Below are 25,928 nucleotides of genomic sequence, written 5' to 3' on the forward strand. Positions count from 1 at the left end.
ACTATAAACGTTTATTTAGGTTCGGTAACAGCAATCAGTACGGACATAAAGGGGAAATATACTATGAAAAATCTTGTGATACTTGGCGGAGGCTATGGCGGTATGAGGGCGCTTGCCCGACTTTTGCCTAACCAGCTTCCCGATGATGTCTCTATTACACTAATAGATCGTGTGCCTTATCATTGTTTAAAGACTGAATATTACGCTCTAGCTGCCGGTACCATTTCAGACCAGCATGTGCGTGTATCCTTTCCTGAACACCAAAGATTGACCATCAAATACGGTGAAGTGACAAAAATCAGCATTGAGGAAAACAAGGTATATCTTCAGGACGAAGAGCCTGTTTCATATGATGATATAATAATTGGGCTTGGATGTGAAGATAAGTATCATAATGTTCCAGGAGCCGACATTCACACATATAGCATCCAGACAATTGAAAAATCCCGAAGAACATATCAAGCTTTAAATAATCTATCACCAGGCTCTGTTGTTGGTATTGTCGGTGCCGGATTAAGCGGAGTGGAACTGGCTTCAGAATTAAATGAAAGCCGTCCGGATTTGAAAGTCAAATTATTTGATAGAGGGAAGCATATTCTGTCAGCCTTCTCTGAAAGATTAAGCACGTACGTAGAAAATTGGTTCTTAGAGCATAATGTTGAAATCATTAACCAATCGAATATCACAAAAGTAGAAGAAAAAACACTTTATAATCATGACGAAGCCATCCACTGTGACGCCATCGTATGGACCGCCGGCATCCAGCCGACCAAAGTGGTTCGGGATATGAATGTGGAAAAGGACCCGCAAGGACGGGTAGTCTTAACCAAGCATCACAATATCCCCGGGAATGAACATGTCTATGTGGTAGGGGATTGTGCAAGCCTTCCGCATGCACCAAGTGCACAGCTTGCAGAAGGGCAGGCAGAGCAAATCGTTCAAATTCTATTGAAACGCTGGAAAGGCGAGGAGCTTCCTGAAACATTGCCAGTTATCAAGCTTAAAGGAGTACTTGGATCACTGGGCAAAAAACACGGTTTCGGTCTGGTTGCAGAACGCCCTATCACAGGCCGCGTCGCCCGCCTGCTGAAATCCGGAATACTATGGATGTATAAATATCATAATGGATAAAAAAATGAGCATCTGATCGATGCTCATTTTTTATTAAACTGCCTGGTATCCGTACTTTTCCATTTCCGCATAGATCGTTTTTAATTTCGGATTGCCTTCACCGACAATTTCATCCTCTATCAGGACAACCGGATAAAACATATCTTCCTCTATCACTCTTTGTGCGAACTCTTTTTTGTCCTCTTCTTCGGGTGGATTATGAATGTCAACGTACACGATTTTAAAAGGCTGATTGGCAAATTTCCGGGCTAGTGCTGCTTCGAGCCATTCATAAGTTTCCTTGGATGACGGCAAGTTCACACAGCTTGGACAAAGCTGCTCCGCCCCATAAACAGTGATTTCAATCTCTTTTTTCACTCTTCTCTCCCCCTATGCAAAACTTCTTCTTCCCTCCATTTTACAACATTAACAATGATCAGCCTAATAAAGTGAAACTTCAATCAGTGGGGGGTACTTTTCCCCTGCTGGTTGTTAGTTGTGGCCCACAGGACAAGGAAGGCTTCGGCAGCATGAGCATCGCACGACCGAAAGCGGCAGCTTTTGGGAGGATGTGGCGTTCTTAGTCTTTGTCCTTCTTTCGGGCCTTTACATTATAAAGCGAGGCGACTTGCCCAGGGGTGACAAGCATAAGACTAGCAGATGGCGGGAAGTGATTTTCTTCCCATCAGCTGATTGGCTTATGACCTCGAGCCCCTAGGAGCCGCAGCTAGATTGGGCAGTTTGACCCCCATTTATCCTCTCTTGATTCCTCTGAACCTTGAAGGGGGGATCTTACTGCCCGTTAGACTGCGATAAAAATATTCTCCTAATGAGTGGAAATTGCGTTCTTGGAATAGATTTTTAAGACTGATTTGATTATAATAAATGTATGGAAAGGAGTCGATTTCACATGGCAGAACAAACAACTATGACTGAACAAGTTCAGGAAGTATTAGATAAATTGCGTCCATTCCTTCTTCGCGATGGCGGGGACTGTGAATTGGTGGATGTTGAAGATGGCATCGTTAAATTGCGCCTTCTTGGTGCATGCGGAAGCTGCCCAAGTTCAACGATTACGTTGAAAGCCGGTATTGAGCGCGCTCTTTTGGAAGAAGTACCTGGTGTAGTCGAAGTAGAACAAGTATTTTAATTTTTCCTTTGCAAAAAGCGATGTCTGCATGACATCGCTTTTTTTATATTGTATGGGGGATCTCCAGCTCAGCTAAACTTTTTTTTAAAACAGTGCATCCTTCCTGATCAATTTTAAGGGGCAGGATTTCCATGTCCGGGAGCAGCCTCCGAAGCCCTTCTGCCACCGCGGGAGCACATCCTGTCTCAGCCAGGCAAAGAACTGCCGGCCCGGCCCCGCTTAAGGCAACTCCAAATGCTCCGAGCCCAGGTGCAGCTTTTTCAATGACTTCCAAATGCGGAACCATGTACTTTCGGTAAGGATGATGGAATAAGTCTCCGCTCATCATCTTGCCTGCGAGGGTGTAATTCCCGCTGAGCAAGGCTGCTACCATTACATTTCCTACTGCTCCGGCCTGGACAGCTTCCCTAAAGGACCATTCTGAAGGCAGAACGCCTCTGGATTCCTTTGTGAGGAGCTCTTCTTTGGGGACTATTGCTATAATATCAAATTCTATATTTTTAATACTCTGAACGGATACCTCCTCCTCTGACAGGCAGCCAATAACGAGGCCGCCGAGAAGGGAGGCACCTGCATTATCAGGATGGCCCTCCATTCGGGAAGACAGCTCCAGCTTCTCGTACTGTGTCAGCTGGAGTCCGCAAAGCGCATCAGCCAATTCGATTCCCGCTACAATGGCTGCAGCGCTTGACCCAAGTCCCCGTGTGAGAGGGATTTCACTCGAAATGCGGGCTTTGCATCCCGGAAGCTCTCTGCCATATTTCTTCGCGGTATCCATTGCAACTTGAAAAATAAAATTGGATTCATCCGAAGGGTAGATGCTTAGCGCCTCTGATAAAGGAATCATTTCAAACTTGTCTGCCTTCTCTGCTTCAAGCGTCAAATATAAATTTAAGGCAAGGCCAATCGAGTCGAAGCCTGGCCCGAGATTTGCCGTGCTGCCGGGTACTTTGATGACAACCATTTCACCTTCGTTCATATGTGAACGGCTCCCTTGATATGGTCCGCAACTGCTTTTTCATCATTAGGCAGCAAAACAGGCTTAACAGGGCTGCAATCAATGGCTGTATTAGGATCCTTCAGTCCGTTCCCAGTCAGGATGGCCACCACTTTCGTTTTATGAGGAATCTCCCCATTGCGCAGCTGTTTATATACCCCCGCAAGTGAAGCACATGAAGCTGGCTCAGCGAAAATCCCTTCAGATGAAGCAAGTTTACGGTACATGCATAGGATCTCTTCATCGCTGACTTCATCAATTTTCCCATTTGATTCTGACAATGCTGCATTGGCTAATTGCCAGCTTGCAGGGTTTCCGATTCTGATGGCTGTTGCAATTGTTTCAGGACTTTCAAACACACGGTTATGGACAATGGCCGCTGCACCTTCGGCCTGTACTCCGTGCATTTTTGGAAGGCCAGTGCCGCGCACTTCATTGTATTCTTTAAACCCTTTCCAATAGGCAGAAATATTGCCGGCATTGCCTACTGGCAAAGCAAGGATATCCGGAGCGCTTCCAAGCTGGTCGCAGATTTCAAAGGCCGCTGTCTTCTGTCCCTCAAGACGATATGGATTAACCGAGTTTACGAGAGTAAAAGGTTCTGTTTTGCTAATTTCCCGCACCATTGCAAGCGCCTGGTCAAAATTCCCTTCAATTGATACTACTTCCGCTCCATACATAACAGCCTGCGCAAGCTTCCCCATGGCAATTTTCCCTTCAGGGATGACAACCACACATCTCATGCCAGCCCTTGCTGCATATGCCGCCGCAGCTGCAGAAGTATTGCCGGTGGAGGCACAGATGATGGCATCGCTTCCTTCTTCTTTTGCCTTTGCAACAGCCATAACCATTCCTCTATCTTTAAAAGACCCTGTAGGATTTGCTCCTTCCGTTTTTACATAAAGGTCAATGCCCCAGTCCCTTGAGAGCTTATCCAGCCTGATCAGAGGAGTATTGCCCTCGTTTAAAGTAAGCATTGGTGTATTTTCACTAACTGGCAAATAGTCTTTATATGTTTTTATGAGGCCTTCCCATCTCATACTCTGGCGCTCCCTTCTACACGATACGAACTTTTGATTGATTGAACTGCCGGCAAATCTCTTAAATTTACTAAAATATCCTCATAATCCTGTAGGGATGCCTGGTGGGTAACCAGCACAATCTCAGCAAGCCCTTTTTCTTTTAATGGAAGCTGCAGGATCTTCTCGAAGCTGACATGATGCTCTGAAAAAATGGATGTGATGTTGGCAAATGTCCCTACTTCATCTTTTACATGCATTCTTAAGAAATACTTCGAATAAATTTCATCTGCATCTTTTAATTTCTTATCATATTGAGGAACTGCCGCGCTTTTTCCATTGACGCCAAGACGCATATTTTTCATGACCCCAACAAGATCCGATACCACAGCTGTAGCTGTAGGCAGACTGCCTGCCCCAGGTCCGTAGAACATCGTTTCCCCTACAGCTTCACCGTAAACATATACTGCATTGTATTCATCCTGAACTGATGCAAGAGGATGAGACTCGGAAAGCAATGTCGGCTGGACACTTACTTCCACCTTCTCCCCCTCCCGATGGGCAATCCCGATCAGCTTCATGATGTACCCAAGCTGCTTGCCGTACTGCAGGTCTTCTTCCGTAATATCCGTAATGCCTTTAACCTTTACATCATCAAGGTCAATATTCATGGAAAAGCCCAGTGTAGACAGGATCGCCATTTTCCTTGCTGCATCAAGGCCCTCCACATCTGCAGTCGGGTCGCTTTCTGCATATCCCAGCTCCTGAGCTTCTTTCAGAACATCCTCATAAGTGCTCCCATTCTTGCTCATTTTTGTCAAAATAAAGTTCGTTGTCCCATTCACAATTCCCATCATTTTTGTAATTCTGTCAGAAGCCAAACCATCTACCAGCCCTCTTAAAATGGGAATGCCGCCGGCAACACTTGCCTCATAAAAGAGATCACACCCGTTTTGAGCAGATGCAGCCAACAATTCAGGCCCGTATACCGCCATCAGGTCCTTATTTGCCGTCACTACATGCTTTCCATTATCCAACGCTTTCTTTAAATGGTTTTTAGTTTCCTCTATGCCGCCCATTACTTCAATTACTACATCTATATCTGCATCATTTAAAATGTCTTCAGGATTAAGTGTCAGCAAATTCCTGTCCACTTTAACGGCTCTGTCTTTATTTACATCTTTAACAAGAACTTTCTTTACAACAACCGGACAGCCGACCTGGTGCATAAGCTTATCCTGATGTTTCTCAATGATTTGCACGACACCCGATCCAACTGTTCCTAACCCTAATAAACCGATTGAGATTGATTCCACGCTAGCTCCCCCTTAAAGTGTTCACTATGTAAGTACATTTGTATTTGTATAGTAGACATTATAGAGGGCGAGAGGGATTTTTACAATAGGCAATTTTCCGAAAATAATAAGTGGAAGCGCTTAACATACTGATTTATTACGCTTAAATTTTTTTTAAAATTTTTTCTATCAATAAAGGCACCCATTAAGGATGCCTTCATCACTTCTATTTGACCGGTGTTTTCGGTTTCTTTTCTGAAAGAACAAGATCAATGTTTTCCACACACAGCTGCATCATCCTATAGCGTGTTTCGATGCTTGCACTTCCGATATGAGGCATGGCCACCACATTATTCAGCTCTAACAGCGGATGTCCTGCGCCGATTGGCTCTTCCGCAAAAACATCCAATCCTGCAGCCGCAATTTCTCCTGCCTTCAGGGCTTCATATAAATCATGTTCATTTACTACCGGCCCTCTGGAGGCATTCACGAAAACAGCGTTGTCTCTCATCTTCCGAAAGGCATTTCGATTAAATAGATTTCTTGTTTCTTCTGTCAATGGCGTCAGACAGACAACAAAATCTGACCGTTCGAGCAGCTCATCAAAGCTGACATATCGAGCTCCCAGTTCCTGTTCTGCATCTGTCTTCCTCGAGCGATTGTGATACAGGATTTCCATATCAAATCCTGCGGCGCGCTTTGCCACAGTTTTTCCGATATTCCCCATCCCTACAATCCCGATTGTTTTATGATGCACATCCTGGCCTGCCAATAGCAGCGGGCTCCAGCTCTTCCAATCGCCTTTCTTCACAAACTCCGCAGCCTCCACCATTCTGCGGGCAGCAGCAAGCACAAGTGCAAATGTCAGGTCGGCGGTTGAATCATTTAATACCTCAGGTGTATTGGTAACAGTAATTCCGAGCCTCTTTGCTGTCTCAACGTCCACATTATCATAGCCGACAGCCATATTGGCAACGATCTTCAGCTTCTCCCCCGCTTTCAGAACCTCCTCATTTACCGGCTCTGACAGCATGGTTAGAAGGGCATCAGCCTTTCCGGCTTCTTGCAGAAATACATCGTAAGGAACCGGCACATCTTCCCGGTCCCACATTTCAACAATGTATTTTTCTTTTAATATGGCGATAACATCTTCAGGAAGCTTCCTGCTGATAAATATATATGGTTTCATTGGAATTTCCCCTTTTCACATTCTCAGGTTACTGTTCCTTTCGCCAAGAAAGAGGGAATTCCCTGCCTTTTTTTCAGTTCTTAATCCAATTCACCAGTGGAATCCTTAGTTTTTTGATCGGAACTTCCGCAAATTCGAAAAACCCTCCCAGAAAACGCTCATGGTCGTCAGACTGCCAGAGATACTTCTGCAGGCGCTCCTGAAGCACCAGCTTCTGCTGCTCAGAATCAGCGCCATAATAATTTTCTACTGTTTCAAAATAATGGAGGGGAAACAAAAGACGGGCATAGTATAACCGCCATGAAAAAGAGGATAATCCTCCTACACTTTGATATTCCGATAGAAATTGGCGGAGTTCCGGCTGATACGTCTTGATATTTCGGAAGTATTTTTCCCTTGTCCACTCAGCTAAATCTCTGGATGAGTGATCAAATACCCAGTCAAATGGATTTTTCATATAATAACTGTCACCCCAAGTGGCAGATGTCAGTCTAACATGACATACGGTTCCGCTGTCTGCCATTCCGGGTTCATCGTCGAGCTCTGTATCCACAAGATACTGTATTGAGTTTTCAGCCAGCCCCATATAGTATGGAAAGGACTCTAAAAACATTCTTTCAAAATCATTTTCGGGTTTTTGGAAAAGCATCTCATTCCATACCTTTTCCATTTGGTCAAGCCGCTGTTCCCAAAGCTGTTTCCATTGCCCGATTCTGCTCGTTTTTTTCACAGGAAAAGAAATGCTCCTGCCTCTGTAGTGAAACTTTGCCAGCTTTCGTCCAAACTGATTCTGCTTCCTGCTCATGGTATGCCGATTAACTAAAATGCAAAAACGGCTATCATTCCAGTCAATGGACTGCTTGCCTTCCTTCGTTTTCAAAAAAGTGCTTATATTTCTATCTCCGTTATTGGACAGGTGTTCTGCCATTCGGTCCAGTTCATCAAGCTCTTCTTCATCTGTATGCCCCGCAGGCACAAGCAAATAAAGTTGCCCCTGCTTCCGGCATGCGTCATATTTTCCGATTCTGATTGTATCTTCTGCTTCTATGCCAAATTGTTCTTTCAAAAGCTTTCTAAACATTAAACCACCTCATTTTAAAAAGATCCTTAAGGGATATATATGATTGAAGACTTTAAAACTTGTTGTTTTCTTGGATAAGACTGTGTACCATGGAAATGATATAGAAAATGAATTTTTTCCGTTTGAGCGGCAGTGGGCATATTTGATAAAAAAAGGGTATATACATAGTGAAAAGAATCTAAAAATGAACTGCACAGGCCCTTTAAAGGCCTGATGTACTTACCGCAATCATTTATTAACAGAAAAGGTGAAGCCAATGAATGAAGAAAAAAAAGCAGTTAACCTTACAGAGCAGACAGCACGTAAATGGCTACATGAAAGAGGGGTTGAAATACAGGATATAGCTGATTTGGTGTTCTTCCTCCAGGAGAAATATCACCCCGATTTGCAGATGAAGGATTGCATTCATAATGTTGAGCGTGTCTTATCAAAAAGAGAAGTGCAAAATGCCATTTTGACAGGAATTCAGCTTGATATGCTGGCCGAGGAAAAGAAACTCCTGGAGCCGCTGCAATCGATTATCGCTACAGATGAAGGACTATACGGTGCGGATGAAGTATTGGCCTTATCCATTGTAAACGTATATGGTTCCATCGGATTTACCAATTTCGGTTATATCGATAAATTGAAGCCGGGCATTCTAAAGGATCTGAACGATAAGAGTTCAGGCAGATGCCATACCTTCCTTGATGATATCGTAGGAGCTATTGCTGCAGCCGCTTCGAGCAGACTTGCACATAGTGCTGAAAATGTTGAATAGAAAAAGGATGGAGACTTTCTCCATCCTTTTTCTATTTGAAGTCCCAATCTGCTAATGATTCGAGTACAAAGTCCGGCTGTCTCTCATAGCCCTTCAATAATTCTTTCGTTGTTACCCCTGTATGGACAAGCAGGGTATCCATACCGGCATTCATTCCTGCTAAGATATCCGTATCATAGTTATCTCCAACCATCAGCGTTTCTTCCTTGGCAGTTCCCAGCACCTTCAAAGCCTGCTCCATAATAATTGATTCCGGCTTGCCAATAAAAACAGGCTGTGTTTGTGTCGATACAGTGATGACAGAGGTTAGTGACCCATTGCCAGGCAGAAGGCCTCTTTCTGTCGGAATGGCAATGTCTCCGTTTGTGGAAATGAAGGTTGCCCCATTCCGGACAGCCAGACAGGCAATGGACAGCTTTTCATAGTTAATTGAGCGGTCAATCCCCACCACAACGAAGTCTGCATGCTCCTCTCCAAAGCTTAGCCCTTTTTCAGACAGCGCTTCCCGTATTCCTTCTTCTCCGATCACATATACAGAAGCATCTTTTTGCTGTTCATATATGTAGCTGGCAGTGGCCATGCTCGTTGTAAATACCTGTCTCTCTTCAGCCGGAATGCCAAACTTCACAAGCTTATCCGCCACCTGGCCTGGTGTTCTTGAAGAATTATTTGTCACAAACAAATAAGGCAGACCCAGTTCCTGAAGCCTTTTGACAAAGTCGGCAGCCTCATTAATCAACTCTGTCCCGCGATACATAGTGCCATCTAAATCGATTAAGTAACCTTTATATTTTTTCAAAGTTCTTCCTCCCCTTATGATCTGAGCTTTGATTAGTATCCCTATATTTATTGCTTTTTAACTTGGCTTTCGCCCATAAAAGATATCATAAAGGAACAGGGTGAATTGTGCAATTTTTCACGATTGCAGATTACGCAGTATTTCCCGGAACAAAAGCGCAAGCGCCTTGCTCACGAATGAACGCAGACTAAGAACGCCACGTCCTGTGGCAACGTCGTCTGCATGACCCCCATCCTGGGGGACTCAAGCACAAGACGAGCTGCACGGAAAGGTGTCCTTTACCTTTCTGGGCAGATTGCCCGAAATGTGGAGGCGACTGCTCAGGGACGACAGGCATAAGACGGTTCCTGTAAGAAGGTGTATTCCCTTCTGGAAGGAAACGGCTTATGATCCCGAGTCCCTAGGAGCCGAAACAAGACAAGCTTGTGACCTCGAGGGGGTAGGCGCTGGAGCTAGACGTAGATAAACTTATGCACAAAGTTATAAACAAGCGGCGATTTTATAGTTTTCTAAAACATCAAAAAAAAACTCCTTAAACAGGAGCCTCGCTTAATCTTGCTTTATTATATAATGACAGCACCCGTCACCCGCAGCCATACAGGATTTGACATCAACCTTATCAGCAGAAAGGAAATCCTTAATAAATTCCTTTTCAGATCTGCAGATTTGTATAAATTCTTCTGCTGTTTTGATATATGGGCAATTGAATTCTTTGAGATGGACCTGACCTTCCTCTAAACGAACTTCTGGCATAAAGCCTTCAAGCAGAAGGAGTTCCTCCAAGATTTGAAGCTTTTCAGAGAATGACTTCCCCGCTGTCTGAAACTCATACTGCTGTATGAGGCGGCTTTTTCTCCTGGAAAACAACTCAGTAATTAAATGGCCCTGCCCCATGCTTTTTAATTCTTTTAATAATTCAACACTTAGCTGCTTGTATTTTTTTGGAAACAAATCTTCTCCTTTTGCTGTTAGCTGATAAAGCTTTGAAGGGCGCCCTTTTGTCTGCCTCTGGATTGCAGATGTAATAAATCCGTCCTTTTCAAGGGACTGAACATGCTTTCTGACGGCCATTTCGGATATTTTCAGCTCCTGGGCCATTTCCAGTATGGATCGTTTTCCCGCTGTTTTGATTAACCTCAGAATCATATCTCTTGTGGAGTTTTCTCCAATATGCATGCTATTCACCGCCCTTCTCTTTATTCAAGACTAATCTGCCCTGGAGAAAAAGATCGGATTTCTCCGATCCTTATTGAGGTTTAAATGCAGAAACCGGTCCGAGTTCATTGATCAGATACTCTCTGACCCGGCCTGGAAACTCTTTAATCATGGGGATATGGCTGCTAATCGCTGCTTTCAGACCCTCGTGATTGACATCTGTGTAGTTTTGGACGAGCATTTTACGATATGTAATGAATTGTTTAAAGCTCTCGCTCATTTCCTTGCTGATTACTTTTTCATCGTCAAGAATATCCACGATATCATCGTAGCTGCCTGGATCCCTCATGATAAAACCGTCAATCATCGTATTTCCGGTATCAAGGATTGCTTCGATCATAATTTGGGCAATCCGTTCCAATGCTGCCTTTTCTATAGGGGATGTCCACTCTTTCACTTCTTCAAAAAGGGAGATTTGCTGTTCCAGATAACTGAGTGTGTCTTCAATCTTTTCCCTGTCTACGAAATACATAACGCTTCGTTCCTCCTATGAAGATTTCAGGCTCCTGGTTTAAGCATTCGCCCTGCACCCGTTTCATCAACAGCCACCCGAAATCCTAAAGTTCTCTATACCTTTATATTGTATATAAAGTTTTCAATACCTTCAATGGGGATCACATTGAGTTATTTCAGCTCCGGGGGGATAAACCTTAAAAGGACATGCTATAATCGGTATATAAAGTGAAACTTCAATCAGTGGGGGTTTTCCTCATCCCCCACTGATTGTTAGTTGAACCAATCGGGCCTTTACGGGCAGTTTGACCCCCACTTATCCTCCTTTGATTCCTCTGAGTCTTGAAGGGGGGCTTACTGCCCGTTAGACTGCGATAAAACAACTAAGGAGTGTTATATTTGGCAGAACGCTTTTTCTTATATGATGATCTTGAAGATACAAAAACCAGATTTGTCAGCTTTATGGGGGAAAACCAGAGATTCGACTTAGCTATCGTTCGTTCTGATCGCTATTACGGCAAACAATTGGTCCTTGATATCCAGGGAAGCCGCTTTGCCATCATTGGAGAAGATGACTTAAAGGAAGAAGGCTATCTTGAGCATGTATTTCAGCTTTCCGAGGAAGATGCAGAGGACCTTAAATCATTTCTGATGGAAATCGTTTAATATACGATAATAAACAGATACTAAAGGGGAACCTATTTTGTGGGTTCTTCTTTTTTCTTCTTTAAAGACCCTGCTTCATATAACTTCCTAAGGAGTGATGGCATGGACGATAAAGAAAGACGCACATACACCGATTTCTCAAATGTGGAAACCCAAAGGAATTTCCTGATTCCCGAGGACTTGCCTGAAGGGGCATATGGCGCTCCGAGAAATGCGGATGAACCGGTAGAGAATAAAAGCACCCCTTGGCAGGAGGGCCAGCGCTATTACAGTGCCTTTAACTATGAGTTCAAGTCCCTTCACCAAAACTTGCCGCGGCAAATGCCAGGTGCGCACCCTCCGCATGACGACCTTGATAAAAACGAAGAGCCGCCATACACAGAGACTTAAGCAAAGCGCATGCGCACTTGAATTTTAAATAAAAGGGCCGGGTTTCCCCTGCCCTTTTTAGCTTTTAACTTTTTTCACAACAAAATAGGCACAGCCAAAATTACAGAATTCGTAAAGGTATTCGGTAAGTGTGCTGATTTTTGTATCAAATGAAGCTTTCTGGCTCTGATCATCGAAAAAACCGCGGAGACGAAGCTGTCCATATCCCCAGTCCCCGACAATATAGTCATATCTGGATAAAATTTCGCTATATCTGGCCCGGAATGCCTCCTCATTGAAACCATCCCGTTCTTCCTGGATCAATTCATAACTGATATTGTTAATGCTAACCAATTTTTTCACCTCATTATAAGAGCATATGTAACAGTATTATATTGGAAATAACATGATATATGAAAACAAACCAATAACTTGTCCTATTTAAATTATAACTGATTCCCCATCAATTACTAAGAGAAAAAAATATAACCGTGGCAATTCTATAAATGAGGAGGTGTTTATAGTGAAAAAATCACTAATCATTCTCGGCATTAGCAGCATGGCTGCACTGACTGCCTGCCAAAATAATGCCGCAAAAGAGGATATCTATGAAGAAACCGGTCATACAATAAATGTAAATGACCAGCGTGCTGAATTATACAATAGGAATATGGGCAACGGCCGGAATGGCAGAAACAATATCGGTGAAGACTTCGGATATGTACGCCATCAAAAAAGCCCAATTATGGGAGACAACGTTTCAGCGGACCACTATGCTGCCATTGACCGTGAACAGGTTGCAGATATTATCGGGAAATATTGCACAGAAGTTCCGAATGTGGACGACATTTCAACTCTTGTGACAGATGAAGAAGTCCTGATTGTATATAATACTGACACAAAAAACAGAAATCAGACAGCTGATCAGGTCAAGAAGATGGCTATGTCTGTTGTCCCAAGATGGTATCATGTCTATGTAAGTGACGATACATCATTAAGGAAAAATGTTGAAAACTATGCAACAGTGGATTCTGATGGACGTAATGCTGAAAATGGCATTAACCAGTTAATCAAACAAATGCTTAAATCTCCTCAAGGAGAAAAAATGAGTGAAAGTGAAAATGAAAACGGTGAAATGCAAGGCGAAAGAAATGATGACATGGATAAAGATGACCTTGGAGAAGCCGTTAAAAAAGCAGGGAATCGTTAACCCTTTGAGGGAGACTCTTCCTGTATTGCAAAAAAGAGAGTCCAGCGATGGCGCTGGACTCTTTTTACTTTATGCTTGCTGAATTTCCTTTTCTCCCATAATCTGCTTTTGTTTAGCTGCCGCATTTACCTGTTCATCAGCATGGTAGGAAGATCGGACAAGAGGACCTGCTTCACAATGGCTGAATCCTTTGCTCATTGCAATGTCCTTCAGCTCCTGGAATTCTTCAGGTGAATAATACTTCAGCACTTTAATATGTTTCTTGGATGGCTGCAGATACTGCCCTATTGTCATAATGTCTACATCATGAGCACGCAGGTCATCCATTACCGCAATGATTTCCTCTTTGGTTTCGCCAAGCCCGATCATCAGGCTGGATTTTGTAGGGATATCCGGCTGCATTTCTTTTGCACGCTTTAAAAATTCAAGAGAGCGCTTATATTTCGCACGTGCTCTTACTCTTGGAGTCAGGCGCTCAACAGTTTCGATGTTATGATTGAGTATATCGGGACGGGCATCCATAAGTGTTTTCAGGTTTTCATAAACACCGCCCATGTCGGAAGGCAATACTTCAATGGTAGTGAATGGACTTTTTCTTCTAATGGCACGTACTGTTTCTGCGAAAACAGCAGCACCTCCGTCCTTTAGATCATCTCTTGCAACGGCTGTTACTACAGCATGCTTTAAGTTCATAAGAGCCACAGAATCAGCCACGCGTTCCGGTTCCTGTAGATCCAATTCAGTCGGCAGGCCCGTTTTGACTGCACAGAAACGGCAGGCACGCGTACAAACATCGCCAAGAATCATAAATGTAGCCGTTCTTCTTACTGCCCAGCATTCATGGATATTGGGACACTTAGCTTCTTCACATACAGTGTGCAGGTTCTTTTCCCTCATCATTTTTTTTAGGCCAGTATAATTTTCATTTGTGTTCAACTTTATTTTCAGCCATTCCGGCTTGCGCAAATACTCTTCTTTCTTGCTCATTTTCCCACTCCTTAGTCTGAAGCTAGACGTAAAGAAAAGCGCAAGCGCCCTTGTCCGCCCCTGAGGAAACTTCGAGGGGGTTATGCTGCTTGAGCTAGACAGTTTTCTGACTTCAGAATTTATACTTTCCTGCCCATTAAAAAAGCCAGTCATAAAACAAATCCGACTAAGCTGATTAGGCTTCACCTGATGCCACTTTATCATAATGAAATGAAGAGGACAAGCCGAAGATTCTGGTATTACCATTAATTGATATTTATTAAATTATCCATTCATCACAAACTATATAAGCAGACCATCACAGAAGGGAGGATTTCCGTGCGGATTATATTTACCGCTGCTGCAGCCTTATCGTTTTTTCTGATTTCCTTATGTACAGTCAGTGCCGAAGAAAATGCAGCTGATATATATACACAAAGAATGGCCTTATATAAAAGAGTTGAAGCGGTTACGAACATTCCCTGGTATTACCTTGCGGGGATTGATCAGTATGAAAGGAATGTCCGGCAGTCAAGAAGGGATATTCCCAAAGCTGAAGGCATTACAGGAATCTATTTCAAACCTGAAGAATGGGCGGGGATTTTGAATCCAAATCCATCTGATGAAAACCCTGCATCCATACAATTTTTCGATGGAATAGGATTTGACGGGGACGGGGACGGTAAAGCCAGCTTGAAAAGTGATGAAGATGTTCTTCATTCCTTTGCAAATTTCCTTCTCTCCTATGGTACAGACCATGATAATTTAAAAATTGGATTGTGGAATTATTATAAGCGGGATAAAGCTGTAGGCATTATCATCGGCAAAGCCCAAATTTACAAACAGTTCGGCCGCCTTGATCTCGATGATCACGCCTTCCCTGTCCCTTTGAGGAGCAATTACAGCTATAGAAATACCTGGGGTGACGCAAGGGGCTGGGGCGGGAGACGGATTCATGAGGGAACCGATATTTTCGCTGATTACGGGGTACCCGTCCGGGCTACTTCCTACGGAATAGTGGAAATGAAGGGCTGGAACAAATATGGAGGATGGAGAATTGGCATCCGTGACATTAATAACAATTACCATTATTTTGCCCACTTAAGCGGGTTTGCAAAGGAGCTAAGAGTCGGTCAAATCGTTGAACCCGGCATGATGATAGGCGGAGTAGGAAGCTCCGGATATGGGCCTCCGGGTACATCAGGCAAATTCCCGCCACATCTTCATTATGGCATCTACAAAGACAACGGCTATACTGAATGGTCCTACGATCCATATCCACACTTAAGATTATGGGAAAGACAAGATAGGATAAAAGCCAGAAGAAAATAAATAAAGGACTGCCCATTAGCCAGGCAGTCCTTCATAAGTTATTTAGCTTTTTTTGCTTTGGACACAGCATTTATGATACTTGCTGCAAGGCCGCCCCAGATAATGAGCATCCCAACCACCATCATTGTAATTGCACTTCCAGACATTATTGAGATACCTCCTTATCAGCTGGTATTCTAAGCTTAGACTGTGTATCATTCTTTTTAATAGCCATAAACACAAATCCTAAGATAATGGCTCCTATTGCTACTCCCCAGCCGGAATAAAGAAGGAAGCTGGTAGGGTACCCTTCATAATTCTCTTTAATATTTGTAATAATGTTTTGAATCATCATATAGCCAAGCACGATTGGTGTAATAGCTGTCAAGCATATCTTCCACCAGGAACCCAGTCTAATATCAGATACAGCATCTGCATGATTCTGAAGATTCTTGAGCTCTTTAAGCACCCATCCTACAATAACTACCTGTACCAGTCCTGCTAGCGCAACACCAAATTGGTTGATGAAGTAGTCCGCTGCATCCAGGAAGTATAGACCGCCCTGAGTCGCAAAGAGGATGGAAATAACAGCAGATAAACCGCCGCCTACAAGAACAGCTTTGTTACGTGAAACATTAAACTTATCCTGTACTCCGGCAACAAACGTTTCAACAATTGAGATTAACGATGTTAAACCGGCCAGTGTTAAACAGATAAAGAAGAAAGAACCGAATAAGCCATTTAAAGCAGGGAATTCGTTAATGATCTGCGGGAATACAACGAATGCCAATCCTACACCTGATGATACAACCTCATTAATGCCTACACCCTGCTGTGCAGCCATGAATCCAAGTGCAGCAAAAACACCGATACCAGCAAGAAGTTCAAAACCGGAGTTTGCAAAGCCGGTAATGAAAGCACTGTTTGTCAAATCCGTTTTCTTTGGAAGGTAGCTTGAATAGGTTACCATGATGGCAAATCCAATTGATAAGCTAAAGAAGATCTGGCCGTAGGCCGCTACCCAGACTTTAGGGTCCGCTATCATTTCCCAGTTTGGCTTAAAGAAAGCATCCAAACCAGCAATAGCTCCATCAAGAGTCAATGCGCGAACAACGATAATTAAGAATAAAACTACAAGAACTGGAATAAAGATTTTGTTCGCGATTTCGATACCTTTTTTAATTCCCTTGAACAGGATTCCAAGTGTCACAGCCCAGACAATAACTAACGGTATGAAGACTCCCGGTACAATTCCGCCTACATCTCCTGGTGTTTCTGCAAGCTTTAAATATTCTCCAAATAGGAATCCGTTTGGATCGTCTCCCCATTTAAGATTAAACGAGAAGCCTGCGAATGACATTGCCCATGCGATGATAACTGCATAATATGTTGAAATGACAAATGAAATGGCGACCTGCCACCAGCCCAGCCATTCGTATTTTTTACTTAATCTTGCGTAAGACAATGGTGCTGATCCGCGGAACTTATGGCCAATTGTAAATTCCATAATCAAAAGCGGTATACCTGCTGTCAGCAAGGCAAACAAATATGGAAAAAAGAATGCTCCCCCTCCATTTTCATAAGCAACTGCCGGGAAACGCCAAATGTTTCCTAGACCAATTGCAGAACCCACAGCTGCCATAATAAACCCAGCTCTGGATCCCCACTGCGGACGATTATCCATAGTAAATCCTACCCCCTGTAGATATCCCCAATTAAAAAGAACAATGGGAACTTTTTATATTTTCAGATAATTAAATCTAACTAAGCCTAGTATAGCTAGTTTTTGATATTCTGTCAAAACATTATTTTCCTAATAGTAATATTTTTCGAAATAATTAGTTTTAGCACAATACCAGAGTAAAGCGTCTAAGAAAATTAATATATTCCTATTTTAATTTCCATTTGGATTCCACCCGGTCAGGAGTTATCTTAACAAAACTGACCAAGTTATTCCTGTCCTCACCTCCTTTGTAAAATTTATTCCTAAAACTTAAAAACTTTCGCAGTTTATTCAGATAATTCTAAATACACAACCATGGATGTCAAAATTAACCTCGTTTGGTCTCGGTGGCCTCGGGAATATAACCAATGTGCTTAAAAATTTCCAAATATAGAATGAAAATCATAAGGAGGTTTTTACAAATGGATACCAATATTATCGGAGTTTATAATTCACAAAGGGAAGCGGTAAATGCCGTTCAAGAACTGCAAAATGAGGGATACCCTGTTCAGGAGCTTTCGATCATTGCGCAGTCAGAACATCTGGATACATCTCTTGAAGATAAAACCGGTGTTCATACAGAAACCTTCGAGACTAAGAATAGAGACAGCAGTGAAAGTGCAGGCTTCTTAAACAGTCTGGCATCCTGGTTTGATGATGACCGCATGAGCAGCAACTCTGCAGGTGAAAAGTTCAGAGAACTGGGCATGTCAGATGATGATGCCCGCAAGTATGAAACGTATGTGAACGAGGGGAAAATCATTTTATACAGTGAAAGAATTGATACTTCAACTGGCTTTGCCAATGCAGGAACTGCTGAAGCCAAAGAGCACAGCACTTACACTGACGGATATGATGAGCTAAGAAATTCAGCTGCAGATGATGAGCAATCATTAAAACTGCGGGAAGAACAGCTCGATGTGTCGAAGGAACGTGTACAAGCCGGAGAAGTTGAGATCCAAAAGGACGTAGTTGAAGAACAAAAAACAATAAATGTACCTGTCGAGCATGAAGAAGTATATGTAGAAAGAAGAAAAGTGGATGATCCGGATGGCGCCGGCGTCTCACCAATATCGGACGATGAAACAATCAGGATTCCTATTACAGAAGAGCGTGTGGAAGTCTCCAAAAAGCCCGTGGTCACCGAAGAGATTGTCGTAGGCAAACGGGAAGTTCAGGAAACACAGCAGGTCAAGGAAAATCTCAAGAAAGAAGAAGTGCATTTTGAGGGAGGGCATGAACACATTACAGAAGATGAAGACTTAAATAGAAAAAATAATAACCTATAAAATTAAAAGGGTTCCCTCCAGGGGAACCTTTTCATTTATGTTGGACAGCATCTAAAAAAGCCTTCTCTCAAAGAGAAGGCCTTTTTTATAGTTTCTAACTTGCCCTGTTCTCCTGCCAGGCTTCTTTTTTGCCGCGTCCAAGGAAAGCAAATGCCGCTACAAGAACAGCCACTGTAAGTAATGCGATAACAGTGCTGCCAGTAAATCCGATGACCAGATATCCAACAGCAGCGATTCCCGCTGAGATCAAGGCATATGGAAGCTGAGTCATCACATGGTCCATATGGTTACAGCCTGCACCTGTTGAAGAAAGAATCGTTGTATCTGAAATCGGTGAACAATGGTCGCCGAATACGGCACCGGCAAGGACAGCAGACATAGCCGGCAATAACAGAGAAATATCTGTTGCAGCGGCAATGTCTCCAGCAATCGGAAGCAGGATGCCGAAAGATCCCCATGAAGTTCCGGTGCTGAATGCCATAATTCCCGCTATGACGAAAAGTAAAAACGGAAGCCATGATGTGCTCATATTTGAGCTTTCCACAAGACCGGCTAAATACTTTCCAGTTTCCAGACGGCCGATTAAATCAACAATCGCCCAGGCAAACAGCAAGATATAAACAGCTGGAAGCATGGATTTAATGCCTTCCCATACTCCTTTCCCAAAAACATTCGGGTTAACGCCCTTCAAGGAGAACGCCTGACGGAAGAATAAACCTAACGAAACCAATAGACCCACGAGGCCACCAAGGATTAGGGATTTAGAGACATCCGTGTTCTCAAATATTTGTAATACAGTCGCATTTCCTTCAACCGCCTGTAAACCCGTCCAAAACATTGAGCCCACTGTACCAATGACAAGAGCAATGATTGGCCAGACAAGATCGCCGACAGATCCTTTCGAACTTGTTGGAAGGTCGTCCTTCAATTCACCAGGTGCAGGCTTCTCTGGATCCATTACAAGCCCCTCTTCAACTGCCCGCTTCTCATGTACTTTCATTGGCCCAATCTCTATGCCTCTTAACGCCACGATAAATACAATAGCAAGAGTAGCCCATACATAAAGGTTCATGGGAATCATTTGAATAAATGCCGAGAAAGCTGAATACTCGGTAACATTATGTGCAGCAAGGATTGTCCCGATCAGCGCAATAATGTATGCTCCCCAGCTGGAAACCGGTGAAACCACACAAACAGGTGCTGAAGTCGAATCAATCAGGTACGCCAGCTTTGCACGGGATACGCGCTGGCGGTCTGTAATGGGACGTGAAATCTGACCGACTGCAAGAGCATTGAAATAGTCGTCAATGAAAATGATAATACCTAAAACAGCTCCAACAATCTGTGCGCCTGCACGGGTCTTGACCCGCTTCATCGCCCATTCTCCAAAAGCGCGGCTTCCGCCTGAGATAGAGATAAATGCAGTAATAACTCCTAATACAAGCAAGAATAGAATAATATATACATTCCAGGTGTTCAGCTCTCCGTCCGAAACAAAAATTCCTTTTACAGCATCCCAAATGATGCTGAAGGTTTCTGTGATGCTGAATTCAGCCAGCAATAGTGCGGCTGTTACAATCCCCACTCCCAGTGACAGCAATACGCGCCTGGTCAGGATAACCATAGCGATTGCTACCAAAGGCGGCAGCAGGGAGAAAATCGTGTTAGTCATTTCTTGTCCTCCTCTTGTTTTTTTTGGATCACCGCCACGCGGCATGTCCGTTTTGCAATCAGGGGAACAACAAGGATGATGACAAAAACCAAAATAAAAAAAGAGTAACGATAGAGAAAAATCTATCATTACTCTTTTGAAGTAATTAGTTTCTCCATCACGATCTGTAGCTCCCCATTATGAAGGCTTTGACAAAGTATATTCATACTTTCCCCTCATAATGACAGTGTTACTCCTATTCGAAGTAACCCCAGCAAAAATAGTTCTGACTCACTAATCTTGCTTCGGCAACATTCCCTTTCGGCTGCGGTCGTCGTTGTCATCCTCACACAGCATACTTATGAACCCTGCACCTCTACCCCATCGGATATGATAAGGTTTTATGAAATTATAGTAGAATCTTATCAAAATACCAATCTATTTGCAAGCTTTATTGGCCGGCCGGTATTTCGATTGATGGCGAGGTACCCCCTCCGCCATTGTAAAATTGCGGGACCTTTCCAGGATAAATGCCATAAGCGGCCAGCACATCTTCCTGTACTGTGATAATTTTGGTGGCAAAAGGAATGATAATTTGAACCTGTACGTCCAGGCGGACCAGCACCTTCACTTCCACATTATTTATTCCGTGATCCTTTGTTTCAGTTATGAAATTGGAGGTAACGGAACCGACTGCATTAAACTTCACCGGTATACGGGGACCCAAATTACCAAGGAGGGCATTATTGGTTGCCTGGCCAAGCGGCACGTAATAGACAATTCCATTTGAGTGCTGCATTTCCTCCGTGTTGATTTCCACGTCTGTAAAGGACTCCAACGCATCCAAATCGCCCTTTTCCGCTTTTTTAATATTATCCTGAACCAGTTCGGTTACTTCCGCTTTGACTCTGTTCAGCTTTTCCACGTTTATGCTGACCACACCGCTCTCGCTCGCTTCAAACATATCTTCCAAATCCATCACATTGGTAATTTTTTTATTAATCGCATTGTTTATCACCAATGATGCGATTTTCCTTGTCTGTGAATCGGCATAGCTCATAAGTGTTGGTTTAAGCCCTTCATTGATAATCCAGAGGCCGGCAGCTGTTGAGATAACAAAAAATACAAAGGTCAAAAGAAATACATAACGAAATGGAAGAGGACCTTTCCGGGGCAGCCGGCCGCGAAATTTTGCCAAAACAAATCCCCCCTTTACAAGCTATATGTATGCTGTAAAGGAGGGAACTAGGCTCAAAAATCCAAAATAGTTTATCTCAGTCTAACGGGCAGTAAGACCCCACTCCAGACTCAGCGGAATCAAAGGAGGATAAGCGGGGGTCAAACTGCCCGTAATGGCCCGATTGGTTCAACTAACAATCAGCGGGGGATAAAGCCCCCCCCCACTGATTGAAGTTTCACTTTATTGTTGTACTAAAGTTGTATCACAGCCTGTAATAACAGAATTCAATTCAAGCCTTAAATCTGCTTCATATGGGACCACATTCCTGCCCTTTTCTTCAAGTATCCGGATAACAGGCCTGTCGCTGAGACCCGCGTTCTGCCGGCAGACAACACCTTTTCTTCCATCATTCAGCTCGACTGTAACACCAACTGGATACACGGCTACTGCCTTACGGAAAACTTCAATGACTTTCTTATCAAATAATTTTCCGGCCCCTGCATACAGAACTTCCAGCCCTTCGTGGGGGAGCATAGCCTGCCTGTAAATGCGGTTGGATGTTACTGCGTCAAACACATCGGCAATCGCAATTATCTTGCCGAATTCATGAATCTCGTTCCCCTGCAGGCCGCGCGGATAGCCTGAACCATTTAATCTCTCATGATGCTGAAAGGCGCAATGTGCAACGAGGAGAGGGATCGTCTCTACTTTTCTTAATATATTAAATCCATCTTCCGGATGCTTCTTTATTGATTTAAATTCGTCTTCTGTCAATTTACCCGGTTTCATAAGAATATCTGCAGGCACCTTCATCTTTCCGACATCATGAAGAATAGCACCCAGCCCCAGGATTTCAAGTTCCTTTGGCAGGAGCTGAAGCTTCATCCCGATTGCCAGTGAATAAAGAGTCACATTCAGGGAGTGTGTGAATATATAGTGATCATATGTATAAACATCTGATAGGATCGTAAGAAGCTCTTTATTTCCCCTTATTTCACTGATCAGCTGACGTATCAGCCCTGAGAGCCGCTTGGAGGCATTCTCAATTACCAGAGAGCCTGATAACTCTTTATTTGCTTGTACTTCCTTCAGAACGGTTTCAATGGTTTCGATAGCCTGTTTGCGCATTTGGGGAGTCAGAGGGTCCTTATATTGGATATCCTCAGTGCGTAAATCCTTGATATACACATAGGTAATACCCATTTCCTGCAGTTTATGTATTAATTTATCTGCCAGCTCCACACCTTCATGCAAAAGGACCTGACCCTTGTCATTATATATAGCTTTGGCCAAAACACTGCCAGTCTCAATTGTATTGGTTGCTGCTAATCTCATATGTATCTCCCATATCCATTTTTCGGTGCTACTTTATATTTCGGGCATTATTTGGTTTTATTTACATTATACGACAAATTTCCCAGCTTGAGAGTGGGTTTATGATATATTTCCGGATAGAAAGATTTATGTAAGTATAACCCGCTTTTACTTGCGGATAGAATAATTTATGTGAAAAGCGCCTAATGCATAAAAAAAGACAGGCCTATTCAGGCATGCCTTTAGATCATTTTGAGAAGTGCTTCTTTTCCGATCGTTCCTTTAACAATTCCCAGCTCCTCGGCCTCATAAGTGACAGATTCAAGCGGGGCATTTAACAGCTGATCTATCGTTTTTACACCGACAGCCCTGCCGGCAATTACTTTGCGGTCCTTAAGCTTCTCATTCAGCAAAGCTACATCCAGGGCTCCGCACATGATATACCCTTTATCATTCGTTACCACCAGCAGATTGGTCTTCGGCAGCTGCACCGAAACACTCAAAAAAGTGTGGCCATCTATATCAATCGGCTTCAAATCAATCATACCTGCACCCACTCCTTTCCTTTTCCCTTACACAATATGTGCGGACAAAGAAAAGGGTGAACGTGGCAGGCACCTATACCAGTTGGCTGAAGTGGTATAGGTGCCTATCACCCGGTTTAAAATAAATCTAGCTGTCTGGGAGCAAGCTGCTGATATTCGATTTCAAGCATTTCGATCATTTGTTTAGCGTTGTCTGCCGCGTCACCGCCGGAGTTGTTGTTGAAAACGGCGAATACATTTTTACATTTTTTCTCGAGCATTTTTAGATGTTCTGCCCATTCTGCCAGTTCTTTTTCGTTATAGCGGTAAAGATAGCGGACCTCCCGCCAGTTGTCCGCATTCTTTTTCTGCCAGCCGTGAACGTTTCGGCCGTGAAACCGAACAAGAACCTTATCATGACTGGTTGTTTCCAGAACCATTGGAATAGAACCCTCACCGGCTTGCGGCTCGTCACAGATGCTGTGAATCCAGTCTTCCTCTTTCATAAAGCTTAGCGTGCTTTCCCTAAACTCCGGCCGAAACCATGATTGATGCCTGAACTCCAAGGCACAGGGGATATCCTCCATCTGCTCCTTGCACCAGCGAAGGTAATCGACATTGGCTTTTTTGCAGTCAAACCATGGCGGAAATTGAAACAGCACCATAGCGAGTTTGCCGGATTCGATATAAGGCTCCAAAGAATCTTTAAACGCTTCAAACATTTCTTCCTTGCTTTCAAAAGGAATTTCGCCTCTCTGATGGCCCGTCATGCCCTGATAGGCTTTTACAATGAATTGAAAACCATCTGGGGTGTCTTTTACCCATCTGGCGGAGTTGCGCTTCGGCTGCACATCATAAAATGCGGAGTCCACTTCCACTGTCGGGAAATGGCCGGCGTACTCCTTTAATTTATCTCTCGGCGAAATGGCGCCTGTATAAAGACTATCATGATCGCCCCAGCCTGTTACGCCTATGATAATCATTGAAACACCTCCGTTTGGCCTTAGTCTTGATAAATTAAAATGAAAACTGATTTTGCTTTTATCAAAGTGATATATCTCCACTTTAGCAATTTATTCATCATTTTTCCAAAAATAATAGAACCTATTCTATTTAAAAACCCGTTTACCATGGCCGGTAAACGGGTTTTCTAAAATAGCTATTAACCGATGGAACCTTCCATTTCAAACTTGATCAGGCGGTTCATTTCTACTGCGTATTCCATTGGAAGCTCTTTCGTAAATGGCTCAATGAAGCCCATTACGATCATTTCTGTTGCTTCTTCCTCAGAAACTCCGCGGCTCATAAGATAGAATAGCTGTTCTTCTGATACTTTTGAAACCTTCGCTTCATGCTCAAGAGAGATGTTGTCGTTCAGGATTTCATTGTATGGAATCGTATCCGAAGTTGACTGGTTATCCATAATTAACGTATCACACTCGATATTGGCGCGTGCACCTTCAGCTTTGCGGCCGAAGTGAACGATTCCGCGGTATGTTACTTTACCGCCCTGCTTGGAAATCGATTTCGATACGATCGTTGAAGAAGTGTTCGGTGCAAGGTGAATCATTTTCGCACCTGCATCCTGATGCTGCCCTTTGCCTGCTAATGCAATAGAAAGGGTCATGCCGCGAGCGCCCTCTCCTTTAAGAATAACTGCCGGATATTTCATTGTCAGTTTTGAACCGATGTTTCCGTCAATCCATTCCATTGTGGCGTTTGATTCACAAACAGCACGCTTCGTAACCAGGTTGAATACGTTGTTTGCCCAGTTTTGAATGGTTGTATAACGGCAATATGCGTCTTTTTTGATGATGATTTCAACAACCGCACTGTGTAGTGAGTTAGTTGTGTACACAGGTGCTGTACAGCCTTCTACATAGTGTACATGTGCCCCTTCATCAACGATGATAAGGGTACGCTCAAATTGCCCCATGTTTTCAGAGTTAATGCGGAAATATGCCTGTAATGGCGTATCAACCTTAACCCCTTTCGGAACATAGATGAACGATCCGCCAGACCAAACGGCTGAGTTTAATGCAGCAAATTTGTTGTCTGTTGGAGGGATGACTTTTGCCCAGTGCTCACGGAAAATATCTTCATTTTCGCGAAGAGCGGAATCTGTATCCTTGAATACGATTCCTTTTGCTTCAAGGTCTTCCTGCATGTTATGGTAAACAACCTCTGATTCATACTGTGCAGAAACACCAGCAAGATACTTCTGCTCCGCTTCTGGAATACCCAATTTATCAAATGTCTGTTTGATTTCTTCAGGAACTTCATCCCAAGAGCGTTCAGTTTTTTCAGAAGGCTTTACATAATACGTAATTTCATCAAAGTTTAATGACGCTAAATCTCCGCCCCATTGCGGCATAGGCATGTTATAGAAATGGTTCAATGATTTTAAACGGAAGTCAAGCATCCATTGTGGCTCTTCCTTCAATTTTGAAATCTCTTCTACAATTTCTTTTGTCAAACCGCGTTTTGATCGGAAAATGGAAACGTCTTTATCGGCAAAACCATACTTGTAATCGCCGATCTCAGGCATCTTTTTTGCCATCGTCGTATTCCTCCATTCATATAGGAAAGGGTTCACACCCTATCAATTCATAGTTTTTTAGCACACAAGGCAGACGAAAAAGTTTTTAATCAAACGT

At 43.3% G+C, this 25,928-nt stretch carries 25 protein-coding genes, 2 pseudogenes and 1 riboswitch; of the genes and pseudogenes, 8 read left to right on the forward strand and 19 right to left on the reverse strand.

Going from position 1 to position 25,928, the window contains the following annotated elements; translation table 11 throughout:
• Positions 1–63 precede the first annotated feature (63 nt).
• A complete protein-coding gene (locus BK139_RS11515; RefSeq protein WP_076258770.1) occupies positions 64–1,131 on the forward strand; it encodes an NAD(P)/FAD-dependent oxidoreductase in 1,068 nt (355 codons plus the stop codon).
• A gap of 33 nt (positions 1,132–1,164) precedes the next feature.
• Here the strand turns inward: BK139_RS11515 and BK139_RS11520 are convergent, their stop codons facing one another.
• Positions 1,165–1,488, reverse strand: a complete 324-nt coding sequence (locus tag BK139_RS11520; RefSeq protein ID WP_076258772.1) for a YuzD family protein — start codon at positions 1,486–1,488, stop codon at positions 1,165–1,167.
• Positions 1,489–2,038: 550 nt separating this feature from the next.
• On the opposite strand from BK139_RS11520, the pseudogene BK139_RS11525 reads away from it, so the two are divergent.
• Positions 2,039–2,260: pseudogene (locus BK139_RS11525) on the forward strand (NifU family protein); the annotation flags it as partial.
• A 43-nt stretch (positions 2,261–2,303) separates the two neighbouring features.
• On the opposite strand, the gene thrB reads toward BK139_RS11525, so the two are convergent.
• The 5 genes from thrB to yutH form a co-directional block, all read right to left on the reverse strand.
• Positions 2,304–3,239 (reverse strand): homoserine kinase, encoded by a 936-nt coding sequence (thrB, locus tag BK139_RS11530; protein WP_076258774.1) that lies wholly within the window; start codon positions 3,237–3,239, stop codon positions 2,304–2,306.
• Positions 3,236–4,297, reverse strand: a complete 1,062-nt coding sequence (thrC, locus tag BK139_RS11535) for a threonine synthase (protein WP_076258776.1) — start codon at positions 4,295–4,297, stop codon at positions 3,236–3,238. Before thrC ends, thrB begins: the two co-directional genes overlap by 4 nt.
• Entirely contained in the window at positions 4,294–5,592 is a 1,299-nt protein-coding gene (locus BK139_RS11540; RefSeq protein WP_076258779.1) for a homoserine dehydrogenase, read from the reverse strand. Before BK139_RS11540 ends, thrC begins: the two co-directional genes overlap by 4 nt.
• Positions 5,593–5,797: 205 nt before the next feature.
• Positions 5,798–6,760: a 2-hydroxyacid dehydrogenase gene (locus tag BK139_RS11545; protein WP_076258782.1), complete on the reverse strand. Its 963-nt coding sequence runs from the start codon at positions 6,758–6,760 to the stop codon at positions 5,798–5,800.
• Positions 6,761–6,833: 73 nt separating this feature from the next.
• Positions 6,834–7,841, reverse strand: coding sequence for a spore coat putative kinase YutH (gene yutH / locus BK139_RS11550; RefSeq protein WP_076258784.1), 1,008 nt, complete (start codon positions 7,839–7,841; stop codon positions 6,834–6,836).
• A 256-nt stretch (positions 7,842–8,097) separates the two neighbouring features.
• On the opposite strand from yutH, the gene BK139_RS11555 reads away from it, so the two are divergent.
• Positions 8,098–8,601 carry a phosphatidylglycerophosphatase A family protein gene (locus BK139_RS11555; RefSeq protein WP_035331967.1) on the forward strand — a complete coding sequence of 168 codons (504 nt, stop codon included), beginning with the start codon at positions 8,098–8,100 and terminating at the stop codon, positions 8,599–8,601.
• 31 nt (positions 8,602–8,632) lie between these two features.
• Here the strand turns inward: BK139_RS11555 and BK139_RS11560 are convergent, their stop codons facing one another.
• The 3 genes from BK139_RS11560 to BK139_RS11570 all read right to left on the reverse strand — a co-directional run bounded on the left by BK139_RS11560 (position 8,633) and on the right by BK139_RS11570 (position 11,087).
• The gene (locus BK139_RS11560) at positions 8,633–9,400 is read right to left on the reverse strand and encodes a TIGR01457 family HAD-type hydrolase (protein WP_076258786.1); all 768 of its coding nucleotides are present in this window, start codon (positions 9,398–9,400) and stop codon (positions 8,633–8,635) included.
• Between the two features lie 549 nt (positions 9,401–9,949).
• Positions 9,950–10,576 (reverse strand): helix-turn-helix transcriptional regulator, encoded by a 627-nt coding sequence (locus BK139_RS11565; protein ID WP_076258788.1) that lies wholly within the window; start codon positions 10,574–10,576, stop codon positions 9,950–9,952.
• A gap of 70 nt (positions 10,577–10,646) precedes the next feature.
• Positions 10,647–11,087, reverse strand: a complete 441-nt coding sequence (locus tag BK139_RS11570) for a DUF86 domain-containing protein (protein ID WP_076258790.1) — start codon at positions 11,085–11,087, stop codon at positions 10,647–10,649.
• A gap of 380 nt (positions 11,088–11,467) precedes the next feature.
• On the opposite strand from BK139_RS11570, the gene BK139_RS11575 reads away from it, so the two are divergent.
• Together BK139_RS11575 and BK139_RS11580 are read left to right on the forward strand one after the other, a co-directional pair.
• Positions 11,468–11,734 carry a DUF3055 domain-containing protein gene (locus BK139_RS11575; RefSeq protein ID WP_035331963.1) on the forward strand — a complete coding sequence of 89 codons (267 nt, stop codon included), beginning with the start codon at positions 11,468–11,470 and terminating at the stop codon, positions 11,732–11,734.
• 102 nt (positions 11,735–11,836) lie between these two features.
• The gene (locus BK139_RS11580; RefSeq protein ID WP_076259004.1) at positions 11,837–12,124 is read left to right on the forward strand and encodes a cytosolic protein; all 288 of its coding nucleotides are present in this window, start codon (positions 11,837–11,839) and stop codon (positions 12,122–12,124) included.
• A gap of 57 nt (positions 12,125–12,181) precedes the next feature.
• Here the strand turns inward: BK139_RS11580 and BK139_RS11585 are convergent, their stop codons facing one another.
• Complete coding sequence (locus BK139_RS11585) at positions 12,182–12,457, reverse strand: YutD family protein (protein WP_048011987.1); 276 nt, start codon at positions 12,455–12,457, stop codon at positions 12,182–12,184.
• Between the two features lie 169 nt (positions 12,458–12,626).
• On the opposite strand from BK139_RS11585, the gene BK139_RS11590 reads away from it, so the two are divergent.
• A complete protein-coding gene (locus tag BK139_RS11590; RefSeq protein WP_076258793.1) occupies positions 12,627–13,313 on the forward strand; it encodes a YhcN/YlaJ family sporulation lipoprotein in 687 nt (228 codons plus the stop codon).
• 69 nt (positions 13,314–13,382) lie between these two features.
• Here the strand turns inward: BK139_RS11590 and lipA are convergent.
• A pseudogene (lipA, locus tag BK139_RS11595) lies at positions 13,383–14,303 on the reverse strand (lipoyl synthase); the annotation flags it as partial.
• 315 nt (positions 14,304–14,618) lie between these two features.
• Between lipA and BK139_RS11600 the strand changes: the two are divergent.
• The gene (locus tag BK139_RS11600; protein ID WP_076258795.1) at positions 14,619–15,611 is read left to right on the forward strand and encodes a M23 family metallopeptidase; all 993 of its coding nucleotides are present in this window, start codon (positions 14,619–14,621) and stop codon (positions 15,609–15,611) included.
• Between the two features lie 38 nt (positions 15,612–15,649).
• Here the strand turns inward: BK139_RS11600 and BK139_RS11605 are convergent, their stop codons facing one another.
• Positions 15,650–15,757: a methionine/alanine import family NSS transporter small subunit gene (locus BK139_RS11605; protein ID WP_076258797.1), complete on the reverse strand. Its 108-nt coding sequence runs from the start codon at positions 15,755–15,757 to the stop codon at positions 15,650–15,652.
• A complete protein-coding gene (locus tag BK139_RS11610; protein WP_076258799.1) occupies positions 15,757–17,274 on the reverse strand; it encodes a sodium-dependent transporter in 1,518 nt (505 codons plus the stop codon). The genes BK139_RS11605 and BK139_RS11610 overlap by 1 nt, the downstream gene beginning before the upstream one ends.
• Positions 17,275–17,735: 461 nt before the next feature.
• Here BK139_RS11610 and BK139_RS11615 point away from each other — a divergent pair, with 461 nt between their 5' ends.
• Entirely contained in the window at positions 17,736–18,602 is an 867-nt protein-coding gene (locus BK139_RS11615) for a YsnF/AvaK domain-containing protein (RefSeq protein ID WP_076258801.1), read from the forward strand.
• A 94-nt stretch (positions 18,603–18,696) separates the two neighbouring features.
• Here BK139_RS11615 and BK139_RS11620 read toward each other — a convergent pair whose 3' ends face one another.
• The 6 genes from BK139_RS11620 to sufB all read right to left on the reverse strand — a co-directional run bounded on the left by BK139_RS11620 (position 18,697) and on the right by sufB (position 25,831).
• A complete protein-coding gene (locus BK139_RS11620; protein WP_076258803.1) occupies positions 18,697–20,274 on the reverse strand; it encodes a Na+/H+ antiporter NhaC family protein in 1,578 nt (525 codons plus the stop codon).
• Positions 20,275–20,433: 159 nt separating this feature from the next.
• A riboswitch (Lysine riboswitch) is annotated at positions 20,434–20,640 on the reverse strand.
• Positions 20,641–20,704: 64 nt separating this feature from the next.
• On the reverse strand, positions 20,705–21,451 hold the full coding sequence (gene yunB / locus BK139_RS11625; protein ID WP_048011994.1) for a sporulation protein YunB: 747 nt from the start codon (positions 21,449–21,451) through the stop codon (positions 20,705–20,707).
• Between the two features lie 222 nt (positions 21,452–21,673).
• Entirely contained in the window at positions 21,674–22,768 is a 1,095-nt protein-coding gene (locus BK139_RS11630; RefSeq protein WP_076258806.1) for an HD-GYP domain-containing protein, read from the reverse strand.
• A 221-nt stretch (positions 22,769–22,989) separates the two neighbouring features.
• Positions 22,990–23,292 (reverse strand): YunC family protein, encoded by a 303-nt coding sequence (locus BK139_RS11635; RefSeq protein WP_035329361.1) that lies wholly within the window; start codon positions 23,290–23,292, stop codon positions 22,990–22,992.
• 116 nt (positions 23,293–23,408) lie between these two features.
• On the reverse strand, positions 23,409–24,254 hold the full coding sequence (locus BK139_RS11640; RefSeq protein ID WP_076258808.1) for a DUF72 domain-containing protein: 846 nt from the start codon (positions 24,252–24,254) through the stop codon (positions 23,409–23,411).
• A 179-nt stretch (positions 24,255–24,433) separates the two neighbouring features.
• Positions 24,434–25,831: a Fe-S cluster assembly protein SufB gene (gene sufB, locus BK139_RS11645; RefSeq protein WP_076258810.1), complete on the reverse strand. Its 1,398-nt coding sequence runs from the start codon at positions 25,829–25,831 to the stop codon at positions 24,434–24,436.
• Positions 25,832–25,928: the final 97 nt, after the last annotated feature.

The sequence above is a fragment of the Paenibacillus sp. FSL R5-0490 genome (assembly GCF_001956215.1).
Lineage (GTDB): Bacteria > Bacillota > Bacilli > Bacillales > Cytobacillaceae > Cytobacillus.

Bases quoted from the DNA above. Each gene is read 5' to 3' on its own strand.
- thrC (WP_076258776.1), bottom strand. From the start codon at position 4,297: ATGAGATGGGAAGGCCTCATAAAAACATATAAAGACTATTTGCCAGTT.
- BK139_RS11620 (WP_076258803.1), bottom strand. From the start codon at position 20,274: ATGACTAACACGATTTTCTCCCTGCTGCCGCCTTTGGTAGCAATCGCT.
- BK139_RS11515 (WP_076258770.1), top strand. From the start codon at position 64: ATGAAAAATCTTGTGATACTTGGCGGAGGCTATGGCGGTATGAGGGCG.
- BK139_RS11580 (WP_076259004.1), top strand. From the start codon at position 11,837: ATGGACGATAAAGAAAGACGCACATACACCGATTTCTCAAATGTGGAA.
- yutH (WP_076258784.1), bottom strand. From the start codon at position 7,841: ATGTTTAGAAAGCTTTTGAAAGAACAATTTGGCATAGAAGCAGAAGAT.
- BK139_RS11630 (WP_076258806.1), bottom strand. From the start codon at position 22,768: ATGAGATTAGCAGCAACCAATACAATTGAGACTGGCAGTGTTTTGGCC.
- sufB (WP_076258810.1), bottom strand. From the start codon at position 25,831: ATGGCAAAAAAGATGCCTGAGATCGGCGATTACAAGTATGGTTTTGCC.
- BK139_RS11570 (WP_076258790.1), bottom strand. From the start codon at position 11,087: ATGTATTTCGTAGACAGGGAAAAGATTGAAGACACACTCAGTTATCTG.
- BK139_RS11545 (WP_076258782.1), bottom strand. From the start codon at position 6,760: ATGAAACCATATATATTTATCAGCAGGAAGCTTCCTGAAGATGTTATC.
- BK139_RS11555 (WP_035331967.1), top strand. From the start codon at position 8,098: ATGAATGAAGAAAAAAAAGCAGTTAACCTTACAGAGCAGACAGCACGT.
- BK139_RS11565 (WP_076258788.1), bottom strand. From the start codon at position 10,576: ATGCATATTGGAGAAAACTCCACAAGAGATATGATTCTGAGGTTAATC.
- BK139_RS11615 (WP_076258801.1), top strand. From the start codon at position 17,736: ATGGATACCAATATTATCGGAGTTTATAATTCACAAAGGGAAGCGGTA.
- thrB (WP_076258774.1), bottom strand. From the start codon at position 3,239: ATGAACGAAGGTGAAATGGTTGTCATCAAAGTACCCGGCAGCACGGCA.
- BK139_RS11605 (WP_076258797.1), bottom strand. From the start codon at position 15,757: ATGTCTGGAAGTGCAATTACAATGATGGTGGTTGGGATGCTCATTATC.
- BK139_RS11610 (WP_076258799.1), bottom strand. From the start codon at position 17,274: ATGGATAATCGTCCGCAGTGGGGATCCAGAGCTGGGTTTATTATGGCA.
- BK139_RS11640 (WP_076258808.1), bottom strand. From the start codon at position 24,254: ATGATTATCATAGGCGTAACAGGCTGGGGCGATCATGATAGTCTTTAT.
- BK139_RS11635 (WP_035329361.1), bottom strand. From the start codon at position 23,292: ATGATTGATTTGAAGCCGATTGATATAGATGGCCACACTTTTTTGAGT.